Source organism: Fusibacter tunisiensis (assembly GCF_016908355.1).
In the GTDB taxonomy this organism is placed as follows: domain Bacteria; phylum Bacillota; class Clostridia; order Peptostreptococcales; family Acidaminobacteraceae; genus Fusibacter_D; species Fusibacter_D tunisiensis.
In genome coordinates this window covers 79,173-105,031 of the sequence record NZ_JAFBDT010000005.1, presented here as the reverse complement: position 1 = coordinate 105,031, position 25,859 = coordinate 79,173, and the positions used below count along the sequence as shown (strand labels likewise).

Annotated in this window: 23 protein-coding genes and 1 pseudogene; all 24 read left to right on the top strand. The window is 40.6% G+C overall.

Annotated elements, in window-relative coordinates:
* The first annotated feature begins 220 nt into the window (after positions 1-220).
* The gene (locus JOC49_RS04960; RefSeq protein WP_204663013.1) at positions 221-631 is read left to right on the top strand and encodes a hypothetical protein; all 411 of its coding nucleotides are present in this window, start codon (positions 221-223) and stop codon (positions 629-631) included.
* A 280-nt stretch (positions 632-911) separates the two neighbouring features.
* Positions 912-1,784 (top strand): AraC family transcriptional regulator, encoded by an 873-nt coding sequence (locus tag JOC49_RS04955; protein ID WP_204663011.1) that lies wholly within the window; start codon positions 912-914, stop codon positions 1,782-1,784.
* A 75-nt stretch (positions 1,785-1,859) separates the two neighbouring features.
* A complete protein-coding gene (locus JOC49_RS04950) occupies positions 1,860-4,043 on the top strand; it encodes a phage tail protein (protein ID WP_204663009.1) in 2,184 nt (727 codons plus the stop codon).
* Positions 4,040-4,408: a hypothetical protein gene (locus JOC49_RS04945; protein ID WP_204663007.1), complete on the top strand. Its 369-nt coding sequence runs from the start codon at positions 4,040-4,042 to the stop codon at positions 4,406-4,408. The genes JOC49_RS04950 and JOC49_RS04945 overlap by 4 nt, the downstream gene beginning before the upstream one ends.
* Positions 4,405-5,703, top strand: a complete 1,299-nt coding sequence (locus JOC49_RS04940) for a hypothetical protein (RefSeq protein WP_204663005.1) — start codon at positions 4,405-4,407, stop codon at positions 5,701-5,703. The genes JOC49_RS04945 and JOC49_RS04940 overlap by 4 nt, the downstream gene beginning before the upstream one ends.
* Positions 5,696-6,613 carry a discoidin domain-containing protein gene (locus tag JOC49_RS04935; RefSeq protein WP_204663003.1) on the top strand — a complete coding sequence of 306 codons (918 nt, stop codon included), beginning with the start codon at positions 5,696-5,698 and terminating at the stop codon, positions 6,611-6,613. Before JOC49_RS04940 ends, JOC49_RS04935 begins: the two co-directional genes overlap by 8 nt.
* A gap of 11 nt (positions 6,614-6,624) precedes the next feature.
* Entirely contained in the window at positions 6,625-8,094 is a 1,470-nt protein-coding gene (locus tag JOC49_RS04930) for a hypothetical protein (RefSeq protein WP_204663001.1), read from the top strand.
* Positions 8,095-8,238: a hypothetical protein gene (locus JOC49_RS04925; protein WP_204662999.1), complete on the top strand. Its 144-nt coding sequence runs from the start codon at positions 8,095-8,097 to the stop codon at positions 8,236-8,238.
* Positions 8,239-9,594 (top strand): hypothetical protein, encoded by a 1,356-nt coding sequence (locus tag JOC49_RS04920; RefSeq protein ID WP_204662997.1) that lies wholly within the window; start codon positions 8,239-8,241, stop codon positions 9,592-9,594.
* Between the two features lie 61 nt (positions 9,595-9,655).
* Positions 9,656-10,072 carry a phage holin family protein gene (locus JOC49_RS04915; protein ID WP_204662995.1) on the top strand — a complete coding sequence of 139 codons (417 nt, stop codon included), beginning with the start codon at positions 9,656-9,658 and terminating at the stop codon, positions 10,070-10,072.
* Between the two features lie 27 nt (positions 10,073-10,099).
* On the top strand, positions 10,100-10,789 hold the full coding sequence (locus tag JOC49_RS04910; protein ID WP_204662994.1) for an N-acetylmuramoyl-L-alanine amidase: 690 nt from the start codon (positions 10,100-10,102) through the stop codon (positions 10,787-10,789).
* Between the two features lie 115 nt (positions 10,790-10,904).
* Positions 10,905-11,150, top strand: coding sequence for a hypothetical protein (locus JOC49_RS04905; protein ID WP_459251388.1), 246 nt, complete (start codon positions 10,905-10,907; stop codon positions 11,148-11,150).
* Positions 11,125-11,442: an rRNA biogenesis protein rrp5 gene (locus JOC49_RS04900; RefSeq protein WP_204662992.1), complete on the top strand. Its 318-nt coding sequence runs from the start codon at positions 11,125-11,127 to the stop codon at positions 11,440-11,442. Before JOC49_RS04905 ends, JOC49_RS04900 begins: the two co-directional genes overlap by 26 nt.
* On the top strand, positions 11,435-12,571 hold the full coding sequence (locus tag JOC49_RS04895; RefSeq protein ID WP_204662990.1) for a DUF2800 domain-containing protein: 1,137 nt from the start codon (positions 11,435-11,437) through the stop codon (positions 12,569-12,571). The genes JOC49_RS04900 and JOC49_RS04895 overlap by 8 nt, the downstream gene beginning before the upstream one ends.
* Before the next feature lie 5 nt (positions 12,572-12,576).
* A complete protein-coding gene (locus tag JOC49_RS04890) occupies positions 12,577-13,128 on the top strand; it encodes a DUF2815 family protein (RefSeq protein ID WP_204662988.1) in 552 nt (183 codons plus the stop codon).
* A gap of 71 nt (positions 13,129-13,199) precedes the next feature.
* Entirely contained in the window at positions 13,200-13,718 is a 519-nt protein-coding gene (locus tag JOC49_RS04885) for an NUMOD4 domain-containing protein (protein WP_204662985.1), read from the top strand.
* Positions 13,705-15,645 (top strand): DNA polymerase, encoded by a 1,941-nt coding sequence (locus JOC49_RS04880; RefSeq protein WP_204662983.1) that lies wholly within the window; start codon positions 13,705-13,707, stop codon positions 15,643-15,645. The genes JOC49_RS04885 and JOC49_RS04880 overlap by 14 nt, the downstream gene beginning before the upstream one ends.
* A 201-nt stretch (positions 15,646-15,846) precedes the next feature.
* Positions 15,847-16,719, top strand: coding sequence for a tyrosine-type recombinase/integrase (locus JOC49_RS04875; protein ID WP_204662981.1), 873 nt, complete (start codon positions 15,847-15,849; stop codon positions 16,717-16,719).
* A gap of 13 nt (positions 16,720-16,732) precedes the next feature.
* On the top strand, positions 16,733-17,485 hold the full coding sequence (locus JOC49_RS04870; protein WP_204662979.1) for a hypothetical protein: 753 nt from the start codon (positions 16,733-16,735) through the stop codon (positions 17,483-17,485).
* Positions 17,486-17,665: 180 nt separating this feature from the next.
* Positions 17,666-18,010: pseudogene (locus JOC49_RS13350) on the top strand (type II secretion system protein); the annotation flags it as partial.
* Between the two features lie 837 nt (positions 18,011-18,847).
* Complete coding sequence (locus JOC49_RS04860) at positions 18,848-19,441, top strand: helix-turn-helix domain-containing protein (protein ID WP_204662977.1); 594 nt, start codon at positions 18,848-18,850, stop codon at positions 19,439-19,441.
* A gap of 19 nt (positions 19,442-19,460) precedes the next feature.
* Positions 19,461-20,984, top strand: a complete 1,524-nt coding sequence (locus JOC49_RS04855) for a class I SAM-dependent DNA methyltransferase (RefSeq protein WP_204662975.1) — start codon at positions 19,461-19,463, stop codon at positions 20,982-20,984.
* Positions 20,974-22,260, top strand: coding sequence for a restriction endonuclease subunit S (locus JOC49_RS04850; protein WP_204662973.1), 1,287 nt, complete (start codon positions 20,974-20,976; stop codon positions 22,258-22,260). Before JOC49_RS04855 ends, JOC49_RS04850 begins: the two co-directional genes overlap by 11 nt.
* Positions 22,261-22,592: 332 nt before the next feature.
* Positions 22,593-25,847: a type I restriction endonuclease subunit R gene (locus JOC49_RS04845; protein ID WP_204662971.1), complete on the top strand. Its 3,255-nt coding sequence runs from the start codon at positions 22,593-22,595 to the stop codon at positions 25,845-25,847.
* Positions 25,848-25,859: the final 12 nt, after the last annotated feature.

The window sequence follows — 25,859 nt, the reverse complement described above, 5'->3', positions numbered from 1 at the left end:
CCAATACCAGCGATCCGGTGACTTATCAGTGGTATGAAAATACCATCGACAGTTCTACAGGTGGTACAGCCATTAACGGTGAGACATCGGCAAGTTTCGATATTCCAACTGATCTCTTAGCTGATACCTATTACTACTACTGCGTCTTAAGCTCTAGTGGTGCACAAAACGTGACGACCACAGTGGCTACTGTTGTTGTTTCCTAATGGAGGGCATGATCATGGCAGATGAAAAATTAAAGATTGACGAAGCCGGTGAAGAAAGAAGCACCACCATTGATATTGGCGGCACAGAGTTTAAGATGATTCTCACCACCAAAGCTACAAAGGAAATTGCAGGGCGCTATGGTGGTCTTGAGAATTTGGGCGATAAGCTTATGAAAACTGAGAACTTTGAAATGGCTCTAGAAGAGGTGGTGTGGCTCATCACCCTTCTGGTAAACCAATCCATCCTGATCCACAATATTAGGAACAAGGACGATAAAAAAGAACTGCTCACAGAAGATGAAGTGGAGCTTCTTACCACTCCCTTTGACCTGGCTAACTACAAGAATGCCATTATGGCCAGTATGATGAAAGGCACAAAAAGGAATGTGGAGAGTGACGACTCAAAAAACGAGGTGGTCGGGTAAGTGATGAACAAGTCTTTACCCGACTTATCTACTTTGGAACAGTCCATTTAAGGCGATTAGAAGATGAAGTGTGGCTTATGCCCATTGGCTATTTAATGGACCTTTGGGAGTGTCATAAGCAATTTACCGGAATATCGAAACCAAGAAATGAATATTCTATTGATGAGGTTATCCCTGAATGGATATAATGTTTATAAGTTAAATCGACTAAACTGTGCACAGATTGTCGGATGAGTAATTGCATCCTCTGATATTATTGTTGTTGAAAGGAGGTCGTCGTATGGATTCATTAAGTAGTTTGAATAATGCACTCTCATATCTTGAAGAGCACCTAACAGAAGATATTGATTTTAACCAGCTAGCAAAAATAGCATTATCTTCGGAGTATCATTTTAAACGCATGTTTTCTTTTCTAGCTGGCATAAGTTTATCTGAGTATATTCGAAGAAGAAGGCTAACATTGGCTGCACTGGAATTAAAAAATACCGATTTGAAAATAATCGATGTCGCTGTGAAATATGGATATGGATCTGCTGATTCTTTTTCACGTGCTTTTCATGTTATGCATGGTATTTTACCTTCTGAAGCAAGAAGTGAGTGTGCAAGAATAAAAGCGTATCCGAGAATGACCTTCCAACTATCTATTCAAGGAGGATGCGAAATGAATTATCGAATTGTTGAAAAGGAACCGTTTAAACTGGTAGGCTTTAAGAAAAGAGTCCCCATAATTTTTAATGGAGTAAATCCAGAGATTGCTAAAATGTATGAATTGCTAACACCAGAAGTTATAGCGAGGTTAAAAGCCTTATCCAATATCGAACCATCAGGGATTATTAGTGCTTCTACAAATTTCTCTGAGGGAAGAATGGAGGAGAAAGGAGAACTGGATCATTATATTGGAGTAGCAACTTCAAGTAATGATATTGATGGATTTGATACATTAGAAGTTACAACTCATACGTGGGCTGTGTTCGAATCAATTGGACCGTTCCCTGAAACATTGCAAAACATATGGGGAAGAATTTACTCAGAATGGTTCCCATCATCAGGATACGAGTCAGTAGACGGACCTGAAATATTGTGGAATGAGAGTAAGGATACTTCAAATCCGAAATATCGAAGTGAAATCTGGATTCCAGTAAAGAAAAAGTAATAAATGTTAATTGACTACAAGATTTAAGGCACTCCATGGTGGGTGTCTTTTTTCATGCCTGAAGGAGGTGAAAGTATGTCGGATTTTGGACTGAAGATTGGCGTCGAGGGCGAAAAGGAATTCAAAAATACACTTCGAGAAATAAACCAAAACTTTAAAGTGTTAGGCTCAGAAATGAACCTTGTGACTTCCCAATTTGACAAACAAGACAAATCTCTCCAGGCAGTAACAGCAAGAAATGAAATCTTAAACAAAGAAATCGATGCTCAAAAGGACAAGGTTAAGACACTTGAATCCGCCTTAAAGAATGCAGCAGAGTCCTTCGGGGAAAATGATAAGCGAACAAAAGCCTGGCAGATTCAGTTAAATAATGCTAATGCAGATCTCAATAAAATGGAAAAGGAACTGGAAGATTCAGCAGAAGAAGCAGAAAACCTGGGAGAACAATTAGAAGAATCCGGTAAGTCCGCAGAAGGCGCTGGTGGGAAGTTTGAGAAGTTTGGAGGGGTTCTTAAAGGGATTGGTGTCGCTATGGGTTCTGTGGCACTTGCTGCAGGTGCTGCAACCATAAAGCTGGGGAAGGAAATTGTCCAACAGTTTGGGGAACTGGAGCAAAATCTTGGTGGATCTGAAGCGGTCTTTGGAAAATATGCTTCATCTATTCAAAAAACTGGTGAAGAAGCCTACAAAAATCTAGGTGTATCCCAGAGTCAATATTTGGCCACAGCCAATAAGATGGGAGCGCTTTTTCAAGGTTCTGGTGTTGAACAGCAAAAGAGTCTAGAACTGACAGAAAAGGCCATGCAGCGAGCTGCAGACATGGCATCAGTTATGGGCATCGATATGCAGGTAGCCCTTGATTCTGTTGCCGGTGCGGCCAAAGGTAACTTCACCATGATGGATAACCTGGGTGTTGCCATGAACGCTACAAATATCGAAGCCTACGCTCTTGCCAAAGGATTAGATTTCACCTGGGCATCGGCAACAAATGCAGAAAAAGCTGAAGTGGCCATGCAGATGTTCTTTGAAAATACGGAGCAATATGCTGGGAACTTTGCCAGAGAGTCCACCCAAACCGTCACAGGTTCCATAGGTCTTTTACAAGCTGCTCTAGGTTCATTTACGGCAGGTCTAGGAAATGCAGATGCGGATATGACAAACCTAACCCAAAATCTCGTAGATGCTTTTCAGGCAGTCGTCATCAATATTGTTCCGATCCTAGAGAATGTGGTAACAGCACTACCAACAGCTATGGATGCGATCCTTATGGCCATTGGAGACCTTCTGCCAGTTCTTCTTAGTACAGTAACGGATTTATTCAGTCAGGTTCTGGAAACCTTACTGAGCCTACTTCCAGAACTGATTCCAGCAGCTGTAGATGCGGTTATGACAATTGTTGGAGCACTCATTGAGAATTTGCCGCTTTTAATCGATGCGGCCATACAACTTATTGCTGCTCTTGTAGAAGGTTTAGGGTTGGCTTTACCTGAGCTTATACCTTCTATGGTTGAAGCTGTCATTCTGATTGCTAGCACTTTAATTGATAATATGAGCTTAATTCTAGATGCTGCCTTTCAGTTAATTAGTGGATTGGCTCAAGGGCTCTTAAATGCACTGCCTACATTAATAGAAGCCTTACCTCAAATCATAAACAGTATTATTGGCTTTATTACCAGCAATCTACCTAGATTCATTGAAATGGGTGTTCAGCTAACCATCCAACTTGGTATGGGCTTGATCAGGGCCATTCCGCAGATTGTTGCTCAATTGCCACAAATCATCTCGTCTATCGTTTCCGGACTTTCCAGAGGAATTCCATCCATATTAGAGGTTGGAAAAAATATCGCAAGAGGCTTATGGGATGGGATTGCATCGATGATTGGTTGGCTTGGTGAGAAAGTAAAAAGCATGGTCAACGGTATTGTAGGTGGTGTAAAAAAAGTCTTGGGGATTCGTTCACCTTCTAAAGTCTTTGCTGGCATTGGATCTAATATGGGTGAAGGTATGGGAGAAGGTTTCACAGAGGCCATGAGTGGTGTGGAAAAAGATATGTTAGGCGCAATACCTACTGATTTTAATCTTGATACTAGACTCAATATGGATGATGCGCTTCAAGGCTTTCATCCTAATAGAGAGACTCCTTCAATAGTTCAACATACAGGAGTTATCGAAGTTAGAGGGATAAATACAAAGAATGAGCTAACTGGTGTGGTTGAAATCATAATGGACCAGTTTAGAAGGGAGGCCAGAATCTTATGATTAGACTTGAAACTTCTAACGGAGAAGTCTTGTCGAAAATTCTAAAAGACCTCTCTCCCTTTGAACATGTTTCCAATCGTGTAGTAAACCGGCTCTTAGATGGCAGTTATCATGTTCAGGTGATCGGTAGCCCACTTAAAAGCACAACAGGAACAATCGTATCCAGTTTTAGGCAGGCAGAGAAAATCAACCTTCTAAGAGATCTTGGTACCCCACTGGTACTGATCTTTCTTGATAAAAAATATGTAGTGTACATCGAGGAGAATATTTCCTGGAAACGGATTAATTTTGCGCATGGTAATTTAGATAAGAGTCTTTTCGAAGGAACCATTAAAATGGTTCTCAAAGAGGAGGTGTCACCTTGAGAAGTGTCACCCCCCATTTGAATGAAAAGCTGAAAAGCACACAGCAGACTCCAGCGAATAAGGCCGACCCAAAGATGAGCATAAGGGTAAGCAGGGCTAGGACCACTGTAATGGATTCAGACTACTGGACCGTTGAAACCATAAGGACTGCAGACAATTTAGGAGACATATCCCTAGCAGCAAGAAGAAGAGTTCCTTATGGGTCACCAGACAGCATCTATGAAATCCACATAGAAGGTGGAATTATTAAAACTTCTATTAGGAAGTATCCTGACTACTTTAAACTTGGATGGGTTCAGCAGTTTGAACTTGGAGAAGGTAACGCTGTTGCCATAGCCTTTAACGGAAACTGGCAGCTTCATAGAAGAAAATGGAGACTTGCAACGGATGAGAAGCCCTTTATATTTTGGGTGGATACTCAAGGGATATTGTGGAGTCAGCTGTGGGATTTAAGTGAGACAAAAAGGCAGATATCCTCTTCAGTTACGAAAGTCAAAGCCATAAGAGGCTGGAAGAATGTGAATTTCCCGGACAAGGACCAAGGGATCATCATCTCCTACATTAAAACTGATGGGAAGGTATATTATTCAAGCTATTGTCAGACAGTAGACTTTACAAATGTGTGGGAGCCTGAAAGACAACTATCGGAGTTCGCTGCAACTGCCATATCCCTTAATATGTTCATCACAAATGACTTTAGAATGGGGTTTACCATTGAGGATTCCGTAGGAAACATACACTGGATGGTCACAGAGAGAAACTGGGCAGGTATGGCCATAGCAACAGAAACTATAAAGCCATATTTGGAAAAGTCAAAGACAGAACTTATAAAGATTACCTACCATGATGTGTTTGAGCCTGCAGAAACCATTAGGGTCTACTCTCCCTATTCAGTGGGTTTAGATCACATTTTTCATGATGTTTATAATAAGTTTTTATGGATTGCGAACCTAGATGATGGAAACGGTGACTGGGGAAGAACCATACAGTTTGAAACTCTTTACCCCATGCATGAGCTTCAAGTAGCGAACCTATTTCTAGAGGATGTGTACTTTGGAATGGTGATCCCTGTGGGTAATGTGACTCACCTTGGAGGAAACAAGTATCAGGCTTCGGTATCCGAGGAGACTCTGGTTGGTATTAACAATGCGAAAGAGCGTGTAAAACTTACCATTAAGAACCTTAAAACACAGCTTGGTCTTATGATGGATGATTTCTTTATAGAGTTCACACCAATTAATCTGGTGCCAATTGAGATACCGCTACCTGTGGTGGAGGAGGTGTGGAATGAGTAAGAGTGAAGGAAAGAAGATCGCCATTAGATTTAGTGACAGAGTGATGGGAAACCTTGAAATACTCCCTAAACTACCCTTTATCGTTGGAAAGTTCATAAACCTGTTTGGTTTCTACGGGGCAAGTAGCAATTATTCCAGCTATTATCCTTCCAATGCCTTTGATGGATCTACTTCCTCCATGTGGTACACAAGGACTTCTGGAGAGCAATGGATTCAGGTAAGTACCGTAAGGCCCATAAGACTGGGAGGCTTCAGGTGGTATTTGGGAAGCAGGCATAGACCAAAGGATTTCAAGGTTCAAGGAAGTGATGATGGGGTCAACTGGACGGATCTTTTTACTGGAGCAAGTGAGGATACGCAAGGTTGGAAGGAATATTACTGGCAGTACTCTGATGCTTATCTTTACCACAGATGGACTGTAACCACCAGATATTCAAGCTACCTTTACCTCTATGAGATAGAGGCATTTGTTCATGATGAAAAAGCGATCAAGGTAACTGGACTGCAAAGAGACTTTGTTGGTGGAGAGCTTAAGGAAGTAGATTACGCCGTTAAAAAGGTCGAGCATCATCCTACTGAGGAAAATACCCTTCTAATTACCTTGCATGATAACTACCAGGAAGCCTTTGATGAAGTAGAAGGTGCAATCACCATCCACTACAAAGGTCAGCTGGGAAATCTCATCGGGTATGGTGGCGCTATAGAGGACTTTACAGTAGGCTTTTATCCAACTGAGCTCATCTCCTCGCCGAACCCTGGGATCGAGGAAAGGTTAAGGGTTGGAACAAATACCACAACAGTTTTGATACCAATAACCTATCATAACATATACGATCTCTCCGAAAGAATTCGAGTGGTGGGATTTACTATAACAACCCAGCTGATCTATTCAAGTATTGAAAATCCATAGGAGGAATAAGCATGAGAGCAGAGATAAAACCCAAGTTTCATAATAGATTTGACATTGTAGTAACCAATGTGGAGACGGGTGAAGTGGAATTAAGAGGCCAGGCTGAAAACATGGTCCTCAATAGGATTTATACCAGGCTTGTGGCTTTTAGCAGTTACTTTGACCAGATCGTATTTGGTACTGGTAGTGGAACCATGGATCCAACCAGAACCACACTTTTTAACCGAGTGGGCAATAAGCCATGCTCCACCGTAGAGCTGATCAGGGCATTTCCTGTATCTAAATGGACCAAGTCCATAAGACTTGAAGCGACAGAGTTTAACGGAAATATTCTCACAGAAGTTGGTATCAGCGAGACTACAACGAGCATTAACACCCACGCCATGATAACTGATGCCGAAGGAAATCAACTTACCATAGAAAAGACACCGGTAAGGATCATAGATATCTATGCCACAGTGTTTGTTGAGTTTGATGAATTTTCAGATGGTGGTGAATGGTATACGACACTTAGAGACTACCTGGCTGGTGCAGGAAGTGTACCCTCTAACACCTTGGCCATATCAACCAGCAAATATCTATGCCAGCCCAATGTTGGCATGAGTGCCACAGCTACCACAGATGCCGTAGCGAGAACAAGAAAATTAAATTGTCAGTTCAGCAATTATGCAGTTCTTGGAATCGAGGCTACGGGCAGCAGATATTTTGGAAAGACTTTTAAGGACAGGAAACTGGACATCCCAGTGGATAGGCTGATATGGACAGGTGTTGGATCACTGCCTGTGACCTTTGATGGAGATATGTATTATGAGTATATGGTTTCTGCGGAGGAAGCCGCAGCCAACAAGCTGTTTCTAAACTTTAAGACCACTGATATTGAAGAAGTCAAGGTAAATGGCAATGTGATCACAGACCACTACTTTACCGAGTTTGGCGACTTTAACTATACAAGCGAAGAATTTAGTTTTCTTGATGTTCTAGTTATTCCAACATCTTATGCAAAATGGACTGAAGTTATTAATAATCATTACTTCCACACCGGGACAATCAGTAGTACGAGACAATGCGGGATGGTTGAGCTTTATTCAGAGGAAGGCTTTAATTTTGTTATCAGCTTTAGGACAAGGCAAGGGTATGCCAGAAGCTACTATGATTTTGCAACAAAGGATAACTCTGAAGATGCATGGGTCAATTACGTTACCGGATTGGGATATGGTTCCAATGAAACTACCTATAGATATATCCATATCAACACCACTCAGAAGTATTTGAGAATTAACTGCTACATTACAGAAGGCTATGGAAGCATGGAGTTCTTCGATTGGCAAAGCTACCTGCTTCCAATGATGAAGTTTAACACAACAGTTCTACAAGAAGGAGATATCGTGCTCATCAAAAGACACCATATCAACGAGATACCTAAGGGTACCAATTATCTTCTTAATGCCGAGGCTGTTTTAGTACTTGGGGAGGGGATCTAGATGAAGAAAGGAAACATAAAATGTGAATGTGGTCAGGAGTTTTACTATGAGACCATTAGAGACTATGTGGTCTGCATTAAATGCGGTAAAAGACATGAACTTAAGCTTGAGCTTTCAGAGGATAAGGATGAAGTAGGTGATTAGATGGAACTTGTTTTCTCTACAACGGGAATAGTGGGTCAGGGAAAATATCCTGACTTTCTTCAGTTTCCAAAGACAGAAGGACAGCTCTTTTATCTCACAGGTGAGGAACTTTATGGAAAGCCTTCTGAGAAATTAAACGGGGAGTATAGCTCTCCCACCTGGCTCTCTCCTATAAAGATCAGTCCTGATGTTACAATCAAGCAGCTAGAGCTTCAAATTCTTCAGGGATTTGGTGTTGTGGGAAGCTATAGAACCTCTGATACCCATAAGCTATTAATCTATGAGTTTGCTTTTGAGATGGAGCGATACCTTAAAAGTGGTTCAATTAAGCATTCTATGGATACCCCTATCGCCTCCTTTACCTTAGGCCTTGATAATCCTATGAATGAAAATCCTGAGTATGAAGGTAATGTGGCCATATCTGAAGAATCAAGCCTTCTATCTCCAGGAAGCAAAGTGGAGTTTGAACTTGTTATGGGAGATAGTGAACCTTACCCAATGGGAGTATTCTATGTGGATCGAAGCAATTTTTCTCTTCTATCTGAAGCTATCAGTGTGGATGGTAGAAACATAATCGGAAAAGCCCTAGGGGATCAAAGCTTTGATGAGGAGAACTCATATCCCTACATGGTTCTCCATGAGATTTTGAAGGATATACTGTTTCGGGCAAACATAAGCTCAGATGAGATGCTTGTAGAAAACACCAGCACTTATGCAGGCTATCAATTTGATGCGAACATGAGCTGTCTTGAAGGGATCATGGAGATTCTAAAGGCTCTGGATGGGTGGCAAGTAAAAGAACTTGTAGATGGAACGGTAGTAATTGGATCTTCAAACTATGCTGGCTTTACAAGAAATACCACCTATACCTTTTATAGAGATAAGGACATTTTCACAAGAAGCATCGTTAGAGATGACCAGGAAGCCTATAGACGTGTATGCGTCCACAACCAAAACTTCTCTCTTAAGGTCTATAGGGATGTTGAAACCTATACCGGCTGGAATTTACAGGCTAATAAAACTCTGTATGTGAATGTGCCTGAAGGAACCTCACTAACCGATGCAGAAAACTATGCAAACCAGATAGCTCTAAGCCTTCAGTATGTTGGTAAGATCGAGAGTTTCACTGGGCCATTCAGACCACAACTTATACTTGGAGACGAAGCAGTAATTGTTAGTGATAAAGGTTCTTCTAACCTTGGACTCATAACTGAAATAACTCACAGGTTTGGGAAGGACGGATTCTACACTGATTTTACAGTGGACAGCGGAGGAAGAATTGGAAAAGGAAGACTTAGTGACTACATCGGAAAGATAACAAAAGATAAAACTAGCAGTAGCAGGGTTTATGAATAAGAACTGATGCCTTATAAATAGGGCATTTTTTTATACACAAAAATGAAAGCGAGGAAATTACATGAGAGATATTTGGACTTTTATTCAAATGGCTTTTGCAGCCATTGGTGGTTGGCTTGGCTGGTTTCTAGGAGGTTACGATGGATTTTTATATGCCCTGATTGCCTTTGTGGTGATTGACTATATTCTTGGAGTGATGTGCGCCATTTTAGAAAAGCATCTTTCAAGTGATGTAGGTGCTCGGGGCATTTTCAAGAAAGTAGTGATCTTCTCCCTTGTAGGCATTGCCCACATTATTGATCAGAACATTATCGGAGATGGTGGTGTCATCAGAACCGCAGTTATCTTCTTTTATCTGTCCAATGAAGGAATCAGCATCATAGAAAACTCAACAAGAATCGGGCTTCCTGTACCTGAGAAACTAAGAGAGATTCTTGAACAGCTAAAAGACGGTGGCGATAAGGATGGAACAAAGTAATGTGTGGAATCTTGAGGGAGGAGAATAATGAACCGAAAAAAACTCATTCTTACAGAAAATGAATGCTATAAAGTAGGTAGGAAAATCAAACCAAAAGGCATCATGGTCCACAGCACTGGGGCTAACAATCCCTATCTTCGTAGATACGTTGGTCCAGATGATGGCATCTTGGGAGAAAACCAGTACAACAATCACTGGAATCAGCATAGACCCAGCGGCAGACAAGTTTGTGCCCATGCATTTATTGGGAAACTTAAAAGTGGTGCTGTCGCTACTTATCAGACACTACCCTGGGATCATAGAGGCTGGCATGCAGGTGGTGATGCCAACAATAGTCATATCGGATTTGAAATCTGTGAAGACAACCTGTCCGATGCAGCCTACTTCAACGCGATCTACAAAGAAGCCACAGAGCTTTGCGCACATCTTTGTAAACTCTATGACTTGACGGAGAAGGACATCATTGGCCACTACGAAGGTTATCAGAAGAAAATCGCCAGTAATCACGGAGACCCTAAGCACTGGTTTTCTAAGCACGGCAAGAGTATGGATACTTTCAGGACTGATGTTAAAAAGCTACTGACGGTTACTGCTCCACCAACTAAAAAGCTTTACCGAGTTCAGGTCGGTGCCTACAGTGTTAAGTCTAATGCGGACGCTATGCTGGCCAGAGTAAAAGCTGCAGGCTTTACGGATGCCTTTATTAAAATCGAATAAGTAAGCACTATGCCCTTGGAGGTTTAAAACTTCTGAGGGCATTATTTTTTTGTAATTTCACAAAACCGTCAGATTTCCATCCTTCCCACGGCTACCAGATAGAGGGGCACAAATAATGACCTTTCAGAAAGAGGTGATGGATATGAAACACAACCTGAAGATCAGTGTTTCAAAAATGCCACAGACAGGCGGAATCGTTACTTGCCGTAATGTCACCGTAAGGGAGCGCATTCTACGTTTCCTCCTTGGAGATAAACAGCGTGTAACAATTCTGATTCCTGGAGATAGCGTCCAGGAACTTGCCATCTGTGAGACTAGGAAAGGAGGAAATGAACTTGAGCAAAGTAAAGTTACTGTTTGATGTGGTAAATGATATGCGAAGCCTTGCAGACAGCATAGAAGTAGTTTGTAAGACAATGACAGAAAATGATGCTGCGCCTGAAGAAGCGCCTGTCACAAAGACAGAACCAGCAAAAGAACCTGATATCCCACTTGAAAAAGTGCGTATGGTCCTTGCTGAAAAAAGCCAGCTTGGTTTTACTGCGCAGGTGCGAGAGATTATCGGAAAGTATGGTGCGGATAAGTTAAGTGCTGTTGACAAGGCTTACTATGCTGACATCTTGAAAGATGCGGAGGTTCTAGGCAATGGGTAATCACGCAATATTATCTGCATCTTCTTCACACAGGTGGCTTCACTGTTTGCCATCTGCAAGGCTTGAACTTGAGTTTGAAAACACAAGTGGAGAGGCGGCAAAAGCGGGTACTGCAGCACATGAACTCTCAGAACACAAACTGAAAAAGGCTCTCCACATCAGAAGTAAGAGGCCCGTGTCAGAGTATGATTCAGATGAAATGGAAGAATGCACAGATGACTATGTTGCCTTCATCATGGAACAGGTAGAACTTGCAAGAAAGTCCTGTACAGACCCTATCGTTCTTATTGAACAACGTCTTGATTTCTCCTGTTATGTGCCAGATGGATTTGGGACAGGAGATTGTGTAATCATTTCAGATGACAAGCTTCACATAGTGGATTTCAAATACGGAATTGGAGTCCTTGTGGACGCAGAAAACAATCCGCAGATGAAACTCTATGCATTAGGAGCTCTTGAAATCTATGACAGTCTCTACGACATCAAAGAAGTATCAATGACAATATTTCAGCCGCGAAGAGAAAACGTCAGCACCTGGACTGTTCCGGTAGAAGAACTTAAAGCCTGGGCAGAAGAAGAACTAAAACCTAAGGCAGCAAAAGCCTATCAAGGGGAAGGTGAATATATCCCTGGCCCGTGGTGTACTTTCTGCAGAGCATCTACTAGATGCCGTGCAAGGGCTGATGAAAAACTCAAACTGGCCCAGAAGGAGTTTAAGATGCCACCACTGCTTACAGATAGTGAGATTGAGGAAATTCTAATGATTATTCCAGATCTTACGAAGTGGGCGGGTGAAATAACTGCTTATGCCACAGATGCAGCAGTTAACCACGGAAAAGAGTGGAGTGGTTTTAAAGTTGTGGAAGGTCGCTCAATTCGCAAGTACAAAGATGAAGATGCTGTAGCGGAAAGAGCTGTAGAAAGCGGATATAAGGATATTTACCGTAAGAGCCTTATTCCTTTGACAGAGATGCAGAAACTGATGGGCAAAACCAAATTTGAGGAAATCTTAGGAAGCCTCATAGTAAAACCACCAGGAAAGCCAACGCTTGTTCCTAAAACAGATAAAAGAGTGGCTATGAACGTAACGAACGCAAAAAACGAATTTAAAGAAATTATGGAGGATTGATCATTATGAAAAACAATACGAATAGAACTAAGGTTATTACAGGTGTGAACACAAGACTTTCTTACTTCCACGGCTGGGAGCCGGTTTCCGTCAACGGTGGTGCTGAAAAATACAGCGTATCTGTACTCATTCCAAAGGACGATACAGAAACCATTAACGCAGTAAATGCTGCTATTGATGCTGCTATTGAAGAAGGCATCGCTAAGTTTGGTGGAAAGAAGCCCAACAAGGCTGCTATAAAAATTCCTCTGCGTGATGGGGATGTGGAGCGCGATGACGAGGCATATAAAGGGCATTATTTTATCAATGCCAACAGCAAAACCCCACCACAGATTGTGGACAAGAGCGTAAAGCCAATCATGGATCGTGGTGAGGTGTACAGCGGCTGCTTTGCAAGGGTTTCTCTAAATTTTTTCTCCTTCAATTCCAACGGAAATAAAGGTGTGGCTTGCGGACTTGGCAACATTCAAAAGATTAAAGATGGCGAGCTTCTTGGTGGAAAGAGTTCTGCAGCAGATGATTTTACAACTCTTGCAGAAGATGACTTCCTTGCCTAATAGAAAAGGCCAATTGACAGTGGTGGGGGTATTTCCTCTGCCACCTTCTTTTTTGCAAGGAGGTGCATTGAATGGATGAGATATGGAAAGACATACCCGGATATGAGGGGCGCTATCTAGTAAGTAATTATGGAAGAGTTTATTCTCATTTTCATGAACGTATATTAACTCCTAAAACTTCTGGTCGCGGTTATCAAGGCATTACTTTGAGTTATAGGGGAATAAAACAACGTTTTTACATTCACAGGTTAGTTGCGGATTGTTTTTTGCCACAACCTAAAACCGACGAATATGAAGTGAATCACAAAGATCTTGATAAACAAAATAATCATGTGTCAAATCTAGAATGGTCTACTAGAGAAAAGAATTTTAAACATGCTTATAGTAATGGCAAAGTCGATTTTCGTAGGCCAATACGATGTGATAACAAAACTGGGAAACCAGGAGTTTCAAAACATACTGGAGGTTACCAAGTTTCTATTTCATATAATAAGTGTCGCAGATATCTTGGTTGGTTTAAAGATTTAGATACAGCAATTAGTGTCAGAAATAAAGAAGAGAAGAGGTTAATGGAAAATGAAGTCTATTAGTATAGATTTAGAAACTTATTCTTCAGTGAATCTGCCAAAATCTGGAATTTACAGATACTGCGAAAGCCATGATTTTGAAATACTGCTCTTTGGTTATTCTGTTGACGGTGGAGAGGTGATGGTGGTTGATCTTGCTAAAGGTGAAAAGATACCACAGATCATACTGGATGCCTTGACCGATGAAAAAGTAACTAAGTGGGCTTTTAATGCTCAGTTTGAGCGTGTCTGTCTATCCAGATATCTTGGACATCCATGTGGAGAATATCTAAATCCATCCTCATGGAAATGCTCAATGGTATGGTCTGCCTATATGGGGCTTCCCTTATCCTTAGTAGGTGTGGGTGCAGTCCTTGGTCTTGAAAAGCAGAAGCTGACAGAAGGTAAAGATCTTATTAGATATTTTTGTGTACCGTGTACGCCTACGAAAACAAACGGTGGAAGAACTCGTAATCTGCCAGGTGACGATGAGGAGAAATGGCAGAGTTTTAAGGACTATAACAAGCGAGATGTTGAAACGGAAATTGAGATACAAAAGAGGCTTAGTAAGTTTCCTGTCCCGGATGAAATATGGCATGAGTACCATCTTGACCAGGAAATCAATGATCGAGGCATCAAGGTAGACATGGACTTCGTAAAGCAGGCTATCGCTATGGATGAGATTTCACACACCAAGCTAATGGATCAGATGCAGGAAATAACAGAACTTGATAACCCCAACTCAGTACAGCAGATGAAAGACTGGCTGGCTGATAATGGTCTAGAAACAGATACCCTCGGGAAAAAGGCTGTGGCAGAACTATTGAAGGAAGCACCAGAGCATTTAGCTGAAGTGCTTAAACTCCGTCAGCAGCTTGCAAAATCATCTGTGAAGAAATACACGGCAATGGAAAATGCAGTCTGCAGTGATGGCAGGATTCGTGGCATGTTTACTTTTCTAGGTGCCAATCGGACAGGACGCTTCAGCTCAAAAATAGTGCAGCTGCAGAACCTGCCACAAAACCATATGCTGGATTTAAAAGAAGCTCGAGCATTAGTAAAGAGCGGTGATTCTGAAGTCCTCGAAATGCTTTATGAAGATATACCAGATACTCTTTCACAGCTTATTCGGACAGCTTTTGTGCCAAAGAAAGGCTGTAAGTTTATAGTTGCTGACTTTTCTGCCATTGAGGCTCGTGTGCTGTCATGGCTTGCAGGTGAAGATTGGAGAAGTGAAGTATTTGCAAGCGGCGGTGACATTTATTGTGCATCCGCATCACAGATGTTTAATGTCCCGGTAGAAAAGCATGGTGTGAATGGGCATTTAAGGCAGAAAGGAAAGATCGCAGAACTGGCCCTAGGTTATGGTGGATCAGTGGGAGCCTTAAAGGCTATGGGCGCACTGGAGATGGGCCTTGAGAAGGAAGAATTAAAACCCCTGGTTAATGCCTGGAGGCAGGCGAATCCATACATCGTAAAATTCTGGTGGGATGTGGATAGAGCAGCTAAGAAGTGTATCAAGGAAAAGCAGTCTCAAGAAATTCAAAACATCAAGTTTCATTGCAGGAGTGGAATGCTCTTTATCGATCTTCCTTCTGGTAGGCAACTTGCCTATGTTAAACCTCAGATTGGTGAAAACATCTTCGGTGGTGAATCAGTCACTTACGAAGGCGTCGGAGCTACAAAGAAATGGGATCGACTTGAAAGCTATGGGCCTAAGTTTGTAGAAAATATTGTCCAAGCAATCTCTCGTGATTTATTGATGTATGCCATAAAGACACTAAGTTCTTACCGCATTGTGGCTCATGTGCATGATGAAGTTATTATTGAGGCGGACCCTAGCATGTCACTTGATAGGGTATGCCAACAGATGAGTAGAGTCCCTCCCTGGGCAAAGGGATTGCTTCTTGATACCGATGGTTATGAATGCGAATTTTATAAGAAAGATTAATAAAACTATCAGATTTTACATCTTGTCGTGGCTACCAAGTAAGAGGTGTTTTTTTAGATCATTTACACGCTACTAAAGTCTATTTTTATCCCGAAACCCTTTGAAATCACTTGATAGTAGGGCGGTTTAGAGTTAACATGTGATACTAACGGGTGGAGACTTTCTACCTATAATAATAGACTATGAAGGGAGGACAAACCTATGTTACTCAGTGAAGCGATAGAACGCTTTAACGATTATCTTTACAGCATTGACAGAAGCCCACTGACCGCCGAGCGGTACGTCAGGGACATGACTTTCATGAGAAAGTTTTTTGAAGAAAAGGCCAATGGCCCAGTCTTTGTGGAAGACATCACAGAAGATGATCTGGAAGACTTGTTAAGATACTTAAAGGAAAAAGGCTTTGCGCCCAATAGTAGAAGCCGGTATTTTTACACTCTGAGAAGCTTTTATAAGTTTGCCAGTAAAAAAGACATTGTCATCAAGGATATTGCTGCCAACATGGAAACTATAAAACTTCCAAAGAAAGAGCGCAATTACCTTACAGAAGAAGAGGTAGACAGGGTGGTGGCTGAGGTCCACAATCCAATCATCAAAACCATTGTGATTTTTCTTTACAACACTGGCCTTAGAATTTCAGAGTGCAGAAACTTAAAACTCGATGATGTGGACTTTGAGAAAAAAGTCATTCGGGTCATTGAGGGCAAGAATAAGAAGGACAGGATCGTTCCCATCAACAATCAGCTCTACAGCCTTTTAAAGGACTATCTTGATAATGTGAGGGATGCACCTGAGTCAGATTACTTCTTCGCCACAAGCAGGTCAGGGAAGAAGAGCATCTCATACCCACACATCTGCTTATCCCTTAGCACTGCTGCTGAAAAATCAGGCATCAAGAAGCAGGTTTCCTGCCATGTGCTGAGGCATTCATTCGCATCAACCCTAGTGAAAAAGAAAGTAGGTCTTGTAGAAATTCAAAAGCTACTGGGCCATTCAAACCTTGCAGTGACATCCATTTATACGCACACCAACCTTGAGGCATTAACTGAGGCCGTTAATACCTTAAACAGTTAGGAAGGAGGACGAGATGGCTCTTATTGATTGTAAAGACCCTGTGTTTGACAGACAGGTAGACCGCATTTTGAAAATGCTCGAAGAAGGAAAAGAAAAAGAAGATATTGCAAAAGCACTAGGCTACACCAACCCAAACTCTCTTGACAACTACATGAGAAGGCGCAACTTCTCCTGGGACTCAAGGCAGCAGAACTTTGTACCCGCAGCAGAGAAATACTCTGGTAAAGGCAGGGACAATTTGCTTCAGTTAAGAGGCGTCTCGAAAGCAGCCCTTGTGATCTCACTCTTTGCTGAAGAAGGGGCCAATCCAAAAGACATCGCAGAGCAGGTGGGGTTTACCAGCCACAGTGAAATGGGGACCTACATGAAGCGTAAAGGCTATGAGTGGGATACCATTAAGGGCAATTATGTAAAGGGTAAAACTAAAAGTGATGAACCGGAAAAACCGGCTAAACCTTTATCGCTTGAAGCAGGTGCGCTGGAAGACGTTCTCACAGGCATCTTAAAAACGCTGGGAGAAATCAAAGAAAGCACTAAAAGATCAGGACCAATGGAGATGGCCTCAGTTTCGAAAGTCCTACCAAGATATCAGATCAAAGGGGGCTATGGCACAAAGGCGATTAGGATGGCCACAGTCTTGGATGAGATGGTGAGGCTTTACAGCCAGGAACACAATGTCAGCCAGAAAGACATCATAGAAGTGGCCCTTGTGGACTTCTTCAGACGCTACGGGGAAGGGGATTTTCTTGAAGAATTCCTTGACTAAAAACTGGAAAAGTATACCGCCATCAAGGCATATAGAATTATCATTGTTATAAAAACATATGCTATGATGATGTAAGCTATTACAACCATTACACCGAATAATGAAAACCGCTGAACCCTTTGGAAACAGCGGATTTTTAATTGTAAAAATTACTATATTTTCCTATAATTAGGAGGGTTCACCCTTATTGAACTGATTGTTGTTATTGCTATTTTGGGTATTTTGGCTGCGATAGCAATTCCTAGGTTGGGTGGGTTTACGGATAAAGCTGAAGAAAAGGCAGATATAGCTAATGCTAAACTTTTAGACTCAGCTATTCAAATGCATTATGCTGATGATGGAACATATCCAGCGGGTACAATGGCCGGAGCAAATCCAACTGCTGCTGAAGTTACAGCTCTTGAAGGTGTTTTACAAACAGCTGATCTTTTACCAGCTAACTCTAATATTGTATTTAATGACCTAACAAAGTTAGTGTTTACAATTGATACCGGAAAAGTTACAGCGGTAACATATACTCCATAATTTGTACCTAGTATCACTGGTTCTAGAACTATTTGACCGGTCACAAGAAAACTTTAAGCAAAGTACAGGAACAAGCTGGATAATAACCATGCACATGATTTTGAATTGTAGTTTCATTCTTTCAAATTCATAGTAATTTGTCCGGTAAATATGGACTGAAATTAAATTAAAACCAACAAGGAGGCTTGGAATCATACGATTCTGAGCCTTTGGTTTTATTGTGGGGCTTTTGTAATTTGGGATTGTGGTATACTGAGATTAGTGTAAGAGGTGTTTCAAGCAGAGATGCTTCCTGTTACGAGGGAAATGCAAGTATAAAATTAGTTGAGTAACAAGTGTTCACGGATAAAAGGATTACCGCCATCTAAAAGTACTAATTGAGTTCTGATATGTTCCCACAGACGACAATCAATCTTGGATATGTTCCCTAAAACGACCTTTAAAAAATACGAGTTTCTAAACAATAGAAGTGACAGCTATCACATCATCTCAAAACATGTTGAGACGGTTGTATTGCTATCAAGGGTAGAGAAGTAAGAGTGTAAAAAGGTGAGTAAATAAGCACTTTCCGTGATTTGAGATCTGGTTTCATGCCAGAAGGATAATCACGGTTTTTTATTTTGTGGGAACTTATCTAAGAATGCGGAATGCAAGGTTTATAGGTTAGATTTACTTTAGGGCTCGTGAGTTGATAAGATTGCTGACAAAAATGTGGTGAGTGGATAGTATTATTGTCAAAAAATTAGAAAATATTTACACTTTATATTGACCGAGTCAATAAAATGAAGTACAATAAATATTAGGTGGGATTATAGCCCTGCACCAGGAGGTGAGAACTTGATAGGATTAGAATATATTTTAAACCTCTATAACCTTCAACATATAGAACTTGCAGAAAAACTCGGCATTAAAAAACAAAATATAAACATGTGGGTGAAAGGGCGACAGAATATTCCAAAGAAATATCTACCGGTTTTAGAAGCACTCTTTGGTATTGATCAGTCCTACTTTGGACGTGAGCTTAGTGAAATTGACCAATTAGAAATCCAGAAGGAAAAGCTGAAAAGAGATCTGAAGCCTGTAATTAAAAAGCATGAACAGCAGTTTTCTTTGGGAGAGATTAATGATCTTGTTGAAGTTCCCATCTATGATAAAGAAGAAATGAATGCAATAGAGCGCGATATAGAAAAGGCCAAGCTGGTATCTAAGTTTAAGGCCGCCATGGATGTAGTAGACAACAATCCATACTTGGAGACCTATAAGCTCATTGTAGAACTACTTGAAAAAGTGCAGCATGAATCAGTTCTACACAAAACAATTGAAGCGCTGTCTCATTATTATGAAGTCTTGCCTGACTGGGTGAGTAGCGAACCGGAACAAGAAGGCTTTGAAAGTGAAATTTTTGAAGTCTTTGATGATCATAACTATTAAACATTTGGAGGGAATATAAATGGCTGAAAACACAGGAAACATTGGATTTGAAGAGACACTTTGGAAAGCGGCAGATAAGCTGAGAGGCAGCATGGATGCCAGTGAATATAAACACGTGGTACTGGGGCTGATCTTCCTTAAGTACATATCCGATAAATTTGAAACAAAGTTTAATGCGCTTGTAGAAGAAGGTGCAGGCTTTGAAGAGGACCGAGATGAGTATGAAGCAGAGAATATCTTTTGGGTTCCTAAAGAAGCTAGATGGTCATTTATCAAAGACAATGCAAAAGACTCAAAAATTGGTCAGTACATTGATGATGCCATGATTCTCATTGAAAAAGAGAATACATCTCTTAAGGGTGTTCTGGATAAGCGCTATGCAAGGCCGGAAATTGACAAAAGAAGGCTTGGAGAACTGATTGATCTTATTTCAACCATCAAGCTATATCAAAATGGGGAAAAGGATTTATTGGGTAGAGTATACGAATATTTTCTTGGGCAGTTTGCAAGCGTAGAAGGAAAAGGTGGTGGAGAATTCTACACCCCTACCAGCGTAGTTAAGACTTTGGTTGACATGATCGAGCCATACCAAGGTAGAGTCTATGACCCTTGTTGTGGATCCGGCGGTATGTTTGTACAGAGTGAAAAGTTTGTGGAAGATCATCAAGGGAAAGTTGAAAATCTCTCTATCTATGGTCAAGAGATGAACTCAACAACGTGGAAGCTTTGCAAGATGAACTTGGCTATTAGAGGACTTGATGCCAATCTAGGACCACACCACGATGATACATTCCATCACGATCTTCACAAGACATTAAAAGCAGATTATATCCTTGCTAATCCACCTTTTAATATTAGTGACTGGGGTGGCAATCAACTGACAGATGATGTAAGATGGAAATTTGGTATTCCACCTGCAGGTAATGCAAACTACGCATGGCTTCAGCATATGATTTATCACCTGGCACCTAATGGTAGCGCGGGGATCGTTCTTGCCAATGGCTCACTAAGTACCAACACCTCTAATGAAGGTGAAATTAGAAAGAATTTATTAGAAGGGGATATGGTTGATGCCATAGTAGCTCTTCCAGATAAATTGTTCTATTCCACAGGTATCCCTGTATCACTATGGATCCTGAACAGAAATAAGAAGGATAATCCGAAGTTTAGATCCAGAGAACATGAAGTGCTTTTTATCGATGCAAGACAATTAGGTGAGATGATTGATAGACGACACAGAGAGCTTACGGAGGAGGATATTAGTAAGATCTCTGAAACTTATCATGAATGGCGAAATGTCGATGGGGAATATGAAGACATCAAGGGCTTCTGCAAGTCAGCTAAGATTGAAGAAATCAGAGAGCATGAATATGTTCTAACACCTGGAAGGTATGTTGGAATTGAAGATATAGAAGATGATGGCATCCCATTTGATGAGAAAATGGAAAATATGACAGCCGAGTTGGCAGAACTCTTTGCAAAATCCCGACATCTGGAAGATGAGATCAGAAAGAATCTAGGGGGTATTGGTTATGAGTTCTAGTGAGTGGAGAGAAGTTAAAGTTTCTGAAATCGGTAAAATTGTAACTGGTAAAACCCCAAAAACAGCTATTAGCGAGAATTACGGGGGAAATATTCCGTTTTTGACACCCTCCGATGACATGAATATAAAAAAAGTAAAAAGTACAGCAAGAACTCTTTCTGAAATGGGACTTAATTCAGTTAAAAACTGTTTGTTACCAGCTAAATCTATTTGTGTTAGTTGCATTGGATCAGATTTAGGCAAGGTGGTTTTAACTAGTGAGCCTACAGTAACAAACCAACAGATTAATTCAATTGTTCCAGATGAGAAATTTGATCCTGATTTCATATATTATGGAATGACGATTTTGGGAAAACACTTAAATTATTTAAGTAAAACATCTACAGCTGTACCGATAATAAATAAGACCACATTTTCAAATTTTTCTATAATAGTGCCATCAATAGAAGAACAAAAATCCATAGCCCACATCCTCTCAACCGTGGACGATAAAATTGAAGTCAACAACCAAATAAACAGGACCCTTGAGAATATGGCACAAGCAATTTTCAAGCAATGGTTTGTTGATTTCGAATTTCCCAATGAAGATGGAGAACCTTATAAGTCTAGTGGCGGAGAGATGGTAGAAAGCGAGCTTGGGATGATTCCTAAGGGCTGGAGAGTAGATTCACTTGGTAACCTGTTAGATGTTCAAAAGGGATTATCATACAAAGGAAAACACTTAGTGGAAGAAGGCGTTCCGATGATTAACTTAGGAACAATAAATCCAGGTGGTGGATATAGACAGGAAAAAATTAAGTTTTATAATGGAGATTTTAAAGATAGACATATGGTTAAACCAGGAGATCTAGTAATTGCTAATACTGATATGACACAAGATCGTGTTATTTTAGGCAGCCCGTGTTTAGTGCCAGATTTTGAATGTGAAAAAATTATTTTTACACATCATATTTTTGCAATTAGAAATTTGAAGATTCCTCGAAATTTTTTATACTATTATTTTAAGTCAAAAGACTTTCGAGAGCGTGCAGAAGGTTATGCAACGGGAACTACAGTACTAGCATTACCACAAAAGGGTGTCGTAGGAATTGATTTATATTTACCAAATGTTGATATACTCAAAAGATTTAATGAATTAATACAAAGCTTTATTGATAAGATGAATAATTTTGATAAAGAAAATGAGTTACTAAAAAGAATTAGAGACGTGTTATTACCAAAACTAATGTCTGGTGAAATCAGAGTTTCCTTGGATGAGGAAGGTGATGCATCATGAAGTTTGGCTTTAGAAAACCAAGCTTAAAGAGAAGGATCTCTGCAAGAACTAGCATCAAAAGACAGGTAGTGCACAGAGCAGGAATAAAGATGCCGCGGGGATATGGATTTCTTAGGAATCCCAAGAAAGCAGTTTACAACAAAGTATATAATCGGACATCCTTTGATATATTCAAGACACTTAAAAAGCTGTTCAAATAATCACTCATTCAAGGTCAGTTAGATGAATGAAGAAGTGGAGGTGCGGGGTGATCAATAAAATAATTGAAATAAATCAAATGACGACTTTGGATGTGCTAATCGAAATTAAAGATTGTCTGGGAGGTGGTAGCTATGAGTAGTGTAAATGGTATTTTTACAGAAGCAATGCTTGAAGAAGCAGCTATAGAAATATTGCAAAGTCTTGGCTACGATTATGCCTTCGGCCCAGACATTTCTTTAGGTGGAGATTATGAAGAGCGTAAAGATTATCGTGAGGTGATCCTTTCACATAGAGTTAAAGATGCACTCTTTAAGATCAATCGTGATATTCCAAGGGAAGCACTTGATGATGCTTATCGTCAACTGATCACATTCAACAGCCCAATGCTGGAAGAAAACAATCGATATTTTCATCAGTTAATGACAGAAGGGATAGAAGTATCCTTTCAGGAAGGTGGCAACATCCGTACCAAAAGAGCCTATATTATAGACTTTGAAAATATAAGTAATAATGAATTTGTGGTTGTCAATCAATTTACTATTATAGAAAATGAAGAAAGAAGACCGGACCTTATCGTCTTTGTGAATGGACTGCCACTTGTGGTTATAGAATTAAAGTCAGCCAGTGATGAAAATGTGGGGATTGATGGTGCCTTCAATCAGATACAAACTTATAAAAGAGACATTCCATCACTATTTAACTATAACGCTTTTTGTATCATCTCTGATGGGATCAATGCCAAAGCAGGAACCATTACTTCCAATGAAGAGTGGTTTATGAATTGGAGAACCGCTGACGGAGAGAATATCGCACCTTTATCTGAGCCTCAGTATGAAGTATTGCTAAATGGTATGTTCCATAAGGACAGATTACTGGATATCATTCAAAACTTTATTCTTTTCCAGGAGTCTAAAGAACCGGAGAAGGACATTGATGGAAAGAAAATAGGGGATAAAAAATCCATCATTAAAATTTTGGCAGCCTATCATCAGTACTTTGCTGTTAAGAAAGCCATTGAAAAAACAAAAGAAGCAACGAAGGAAGACGGCGATCGTAAGATTGGTGTTATTTGGCATACCCAAGGTTCTGGTAAGAGTTTCTCCATGGTGTTCTATACCGGTGGACTTGTGAGAGAACTGAATAATCCAACCATCGTGGTTATAACTGATAGAAATGACCTGGACGATCAGCTTTTCACAACCTTCTCTAAATCAAAAGATATTCTGCGTCAGACACCAAAACAAGCAACGGTAAGAAAACTTTCAGATAACCAAAGAATGAATTATGCTAACGGTAATAGTACCGAGGTTAATGGGCTTTATGATCTTTTAAACGATAGAGAGTCCGGTGGGATTATCTTTACCACCATTCAAAAGTTCAAACCAGAAGAAGGCGAGATGCCAGTACTCACTGACCGTAAGAATGTCATTATCATCGCCGATGAAGCCCACAGAAGCCAATATGGACTAGAGGCCAAAGTGGATTCTAAAACCGGTGAAGTGAATTACGGCTACGCGAAATATCTAAGAGACGCACTACCTAATGCCTCTTTTATCGGCTTTACAGGAACACCGATTGATCTTGAAGATCGATCAACAGTAGCCATATTTGGTCATACCATTGATACATATGATATGACCCAAGCGGTAGAAGATGAAGCAACGGTTCGGATTTATTATGAAAACCGCATTATTAAACTGGAAACAGATGAAGAAGAGCTGACAAAAATTGATGATGAATTTGAAGAGATCACAGAAGGTCAGGAAGAATTTGAAAAGGATAAAAACAGAGCCAAATGGTCCAGAATGGAATCCATTGTGGGTTCTCCAAACAGAGTCAAAAAGCTCGCTGAAGATATAGTAAATCACTACGAAGAAAAGGCTAAGAGCATCGATGGCAAAGCTATGGTGGTCTGCATGAGTCGCAGAATCTGTGTTGAACTCTATGATGCCATAACAGCTCTAAGACCCGATTGGCATAATGATGATATTGATAAAGGAAAAATCAAAGTTGTTATGACCGGCAACGCGGCAGATAATGAAAAGCTGCAGAAGCATCTAGGTGGTAAACAGCGTAGGGATTTACTGGCAAAACGCATGAAGGACAATAGTGACGAACTTAAAATAGTGATAGTTCGTGACATGTGGCTCACTGGATTTGATGTGCCATCCATGCACACCATGTATATTGATAAACCTATGAAAGGACATAACCTGATGCAAGCCATTGCAAGGGTTAATCGTGTCTTTAAAGAAAAATCTGGCGGTGTGGTGGTTGACTATATCGGGATTTTAGAAAGTTTAAAGAGCGCTTTAAAACAATACACCAATACGGATCGTCAAAATACCGGTATTGATACGGATGTTGCTGTTGCTGTTATGCTTGAAAAGCTGGAAATCTTAAGAGATATGATGCATGGCTATGACTACTCAAAGTATATGGGTAACTCCCAAGTGGAAAGAATGCGAACCATTGTAGGTGGCATGGACTTCATTCTCGGAAAGAAAGAAGAGGAACAAAAGGAATTTAAAAAGACAGCTCTTGAGCTAGGTAAGGCTCATGCCCTGTGTGCTGCTACTGATAAGGGGAAAGAGAAGGCTCTTGAAGTCAGCTATTTTAAAGCAGTTAAAGCCAGTCTTGTTAAGCTGAAGGAAAAAGATAAAACACCATTATCAAAAAGAGAAATTGAAGCAAGACTTCATCAAATGCTGGAGCGCTCTATCATCTCAGAAGATGTTATCGATGTATTTGATGCTATGGGAATTAAGAGGCCGGAGATCTCAATCCTATCCGAAGAGTTTTTAAAAGAAGTTCAGGAAATGAAGCAGAAGAACTTAGCTGTAGAGATGCTTAAAAAGTTACTAGAAGGCAACATCAAAACCATGGAGAAACGAAACCTTGTGAAGTCAGAGAAGTTCTCGGAAAGGCTGACAAAGGCTCTAAATAAGTATAGAAACCAAGCACTTACAAATGCAGAAGTGATTGAAGAACTTATTCGAATGGCCCATGACATTAAAAAGATGCGTGAAGAAGAAGCGGAGCTGGGTCTAAGTGACGATGAAATTGCTTTTTATGATGCACTGACTGCAGATGATATTGTAAAAGAACTCATGGAAGATGAAACGCTTAAGAAAATCGCTCATGAATTGACTTTAGCCATAAGAAACAATATCACCATTGATTGGAGTGTTCGTAAAAGTGCACGAGCGAGCATGAGACGTGTGATTAAAAGGCTTCTTAGCAAGTATGATTATCCGCCAGATCAAGCACTAAAGGCAATGAATATCGTCATGCGGCAAGCGGAGAAAATGGCCGGAAATGTTTATGAAGAAGTTATCTGGTCAGACAGAGTTGCAGAAGAACCTGGCAAATTTACAACGGATTGATGAAAGGATAGG

Coding starts and splice junctions, on each gene's coding strand:
- JOC49_RS04960 (WP_204663013.1), top strand. CDS start 221: ATGGCAGATGAAAAATTAAAGATTGACGAAGCCGGTGAAGAAAGAAGC.
- JOC49_RS04955 (WP_204663011.1), top strand. CDS start 912: ATGGATTCATTAAGTAGTTTGAATAATGCACTCTCATATCTTGAAGAG.
- JOC49_RS04950 (WP_204663009.1), top strand. CDS start 1,860: ATGTCGGATTTTGGACTGAAGATTGGCGTCGAGGGCGAAAAGGAATTC.
- JOC49_RS04945 (WP_204663007.1), top strand. CDS start 4,040: ATGATTAGACTTGAAACTTCTAACGGAGAAGTCTTGTCGAAAATTCTA.
- JOC49_RS04935 (WP_204663003.1), top strand. CDS start 5,696: ATGAGTAAGAGTGAAGGAAAGAAGATCGCCATTAGATTTAGTGACAGA.
- JOC49_RS04930 (WP_204663001.1), top strand. CDS start 6,625: ATGAGAGCAGAGATAAAACCCAAGTTTCATAATAGATTTGACATTGTA.
- JOC49_RS04925 (WP_204662999.1), top strand. CDS start 8,095: ATGAAGAAAGGAAACATAAAATGTGAATGTGGTCAGGAGTTTTACTAT.
- JOC49_RS04920 (WP_204662997.1), top strand. CDS start 8,239: ATGGAACTTGTTTTCTCTACAACGGGAATAGTGGGTCAGGGAAAATAT.
- JOC49_RS04915 (WP_204662995.1), top strand. CDS start 9,656: ATGAGAGATATTTGGACTTTTATTCAAATGGCTTTTGCAGCCATTGGT.
- JOC49_RS04910 (WP_204662994.1), top strand. CDS start 10,100: ATGAACCGAAAAAAACTCATTCTTACAGAAAATGAATGCTATAAAGTA.
- JOC49_RS04905 (WP_459251388.1), top strand. CDS start 10,905: ATGACCTTTCAGAAAGAGGTGATGGATATGAAACACAACCTGAAGATC.
- JOC49_RS04895 (WP_204662990.1), top strand. CDS start 11,435: ATGGGTAATCACGCAATATTATCTGCATCTTCTTCACACAGGTGGCTT.
- JOC49_RS04890 (WP_204662988.1), top strand. CDS start 12,577: ATGAAAAACAATACGAATAGAACTAAGGTTATTACAGGTGTGAACACA.
- JOC49_RS04885 (WP_204662985.1), top strand. CDS start 13,200: ATGGATGAGATATGGAAAGACATACCCGGATATGAGGGGCGCTATCTA.
- JOC49_RS04880 (WP_204662983.1), top strand. CDS start 13,705: ATGAAGTCTATTAGTATAGATTTAGAAACTTATTCTTCAGTGAATCTG.
- JOC49_RS04875 (WP_204662981.1), top strand. CDS start 15,847: ATGTTACTCAGTGAAGCGATAGAACGCTTTAACGATTATCTTTACAGC.
- JOC49_RS04870 (WP_204662979.1), top strand. CDS start 16,733: ATGGCTCTTATTGATTGTAAAGACCCTGTGTTTGACAGACAGGTAGAC.
- JOC49_RS04855 (WP_204662975.1), top strand. CDS start 19,461: ATGGCTGAAAACACAGGAAACATTGGATTTGAAGAGACACTTTGGAAA.
- JOC49_RS04850 (WP_204662973.1), top strand. CDS start 20,974: ATGAGTTCTAGTGAGTGGAGAGAAGTTAAAGTTTCTGAAATCGGTAAA.
- JOC49_RS04845 (WP_204662971.1), top strand. CDS start 22,593: ATGAGTAGTGTAAATGGTATTTTTACAGAAGCAATGCTTGAAGAAGCA.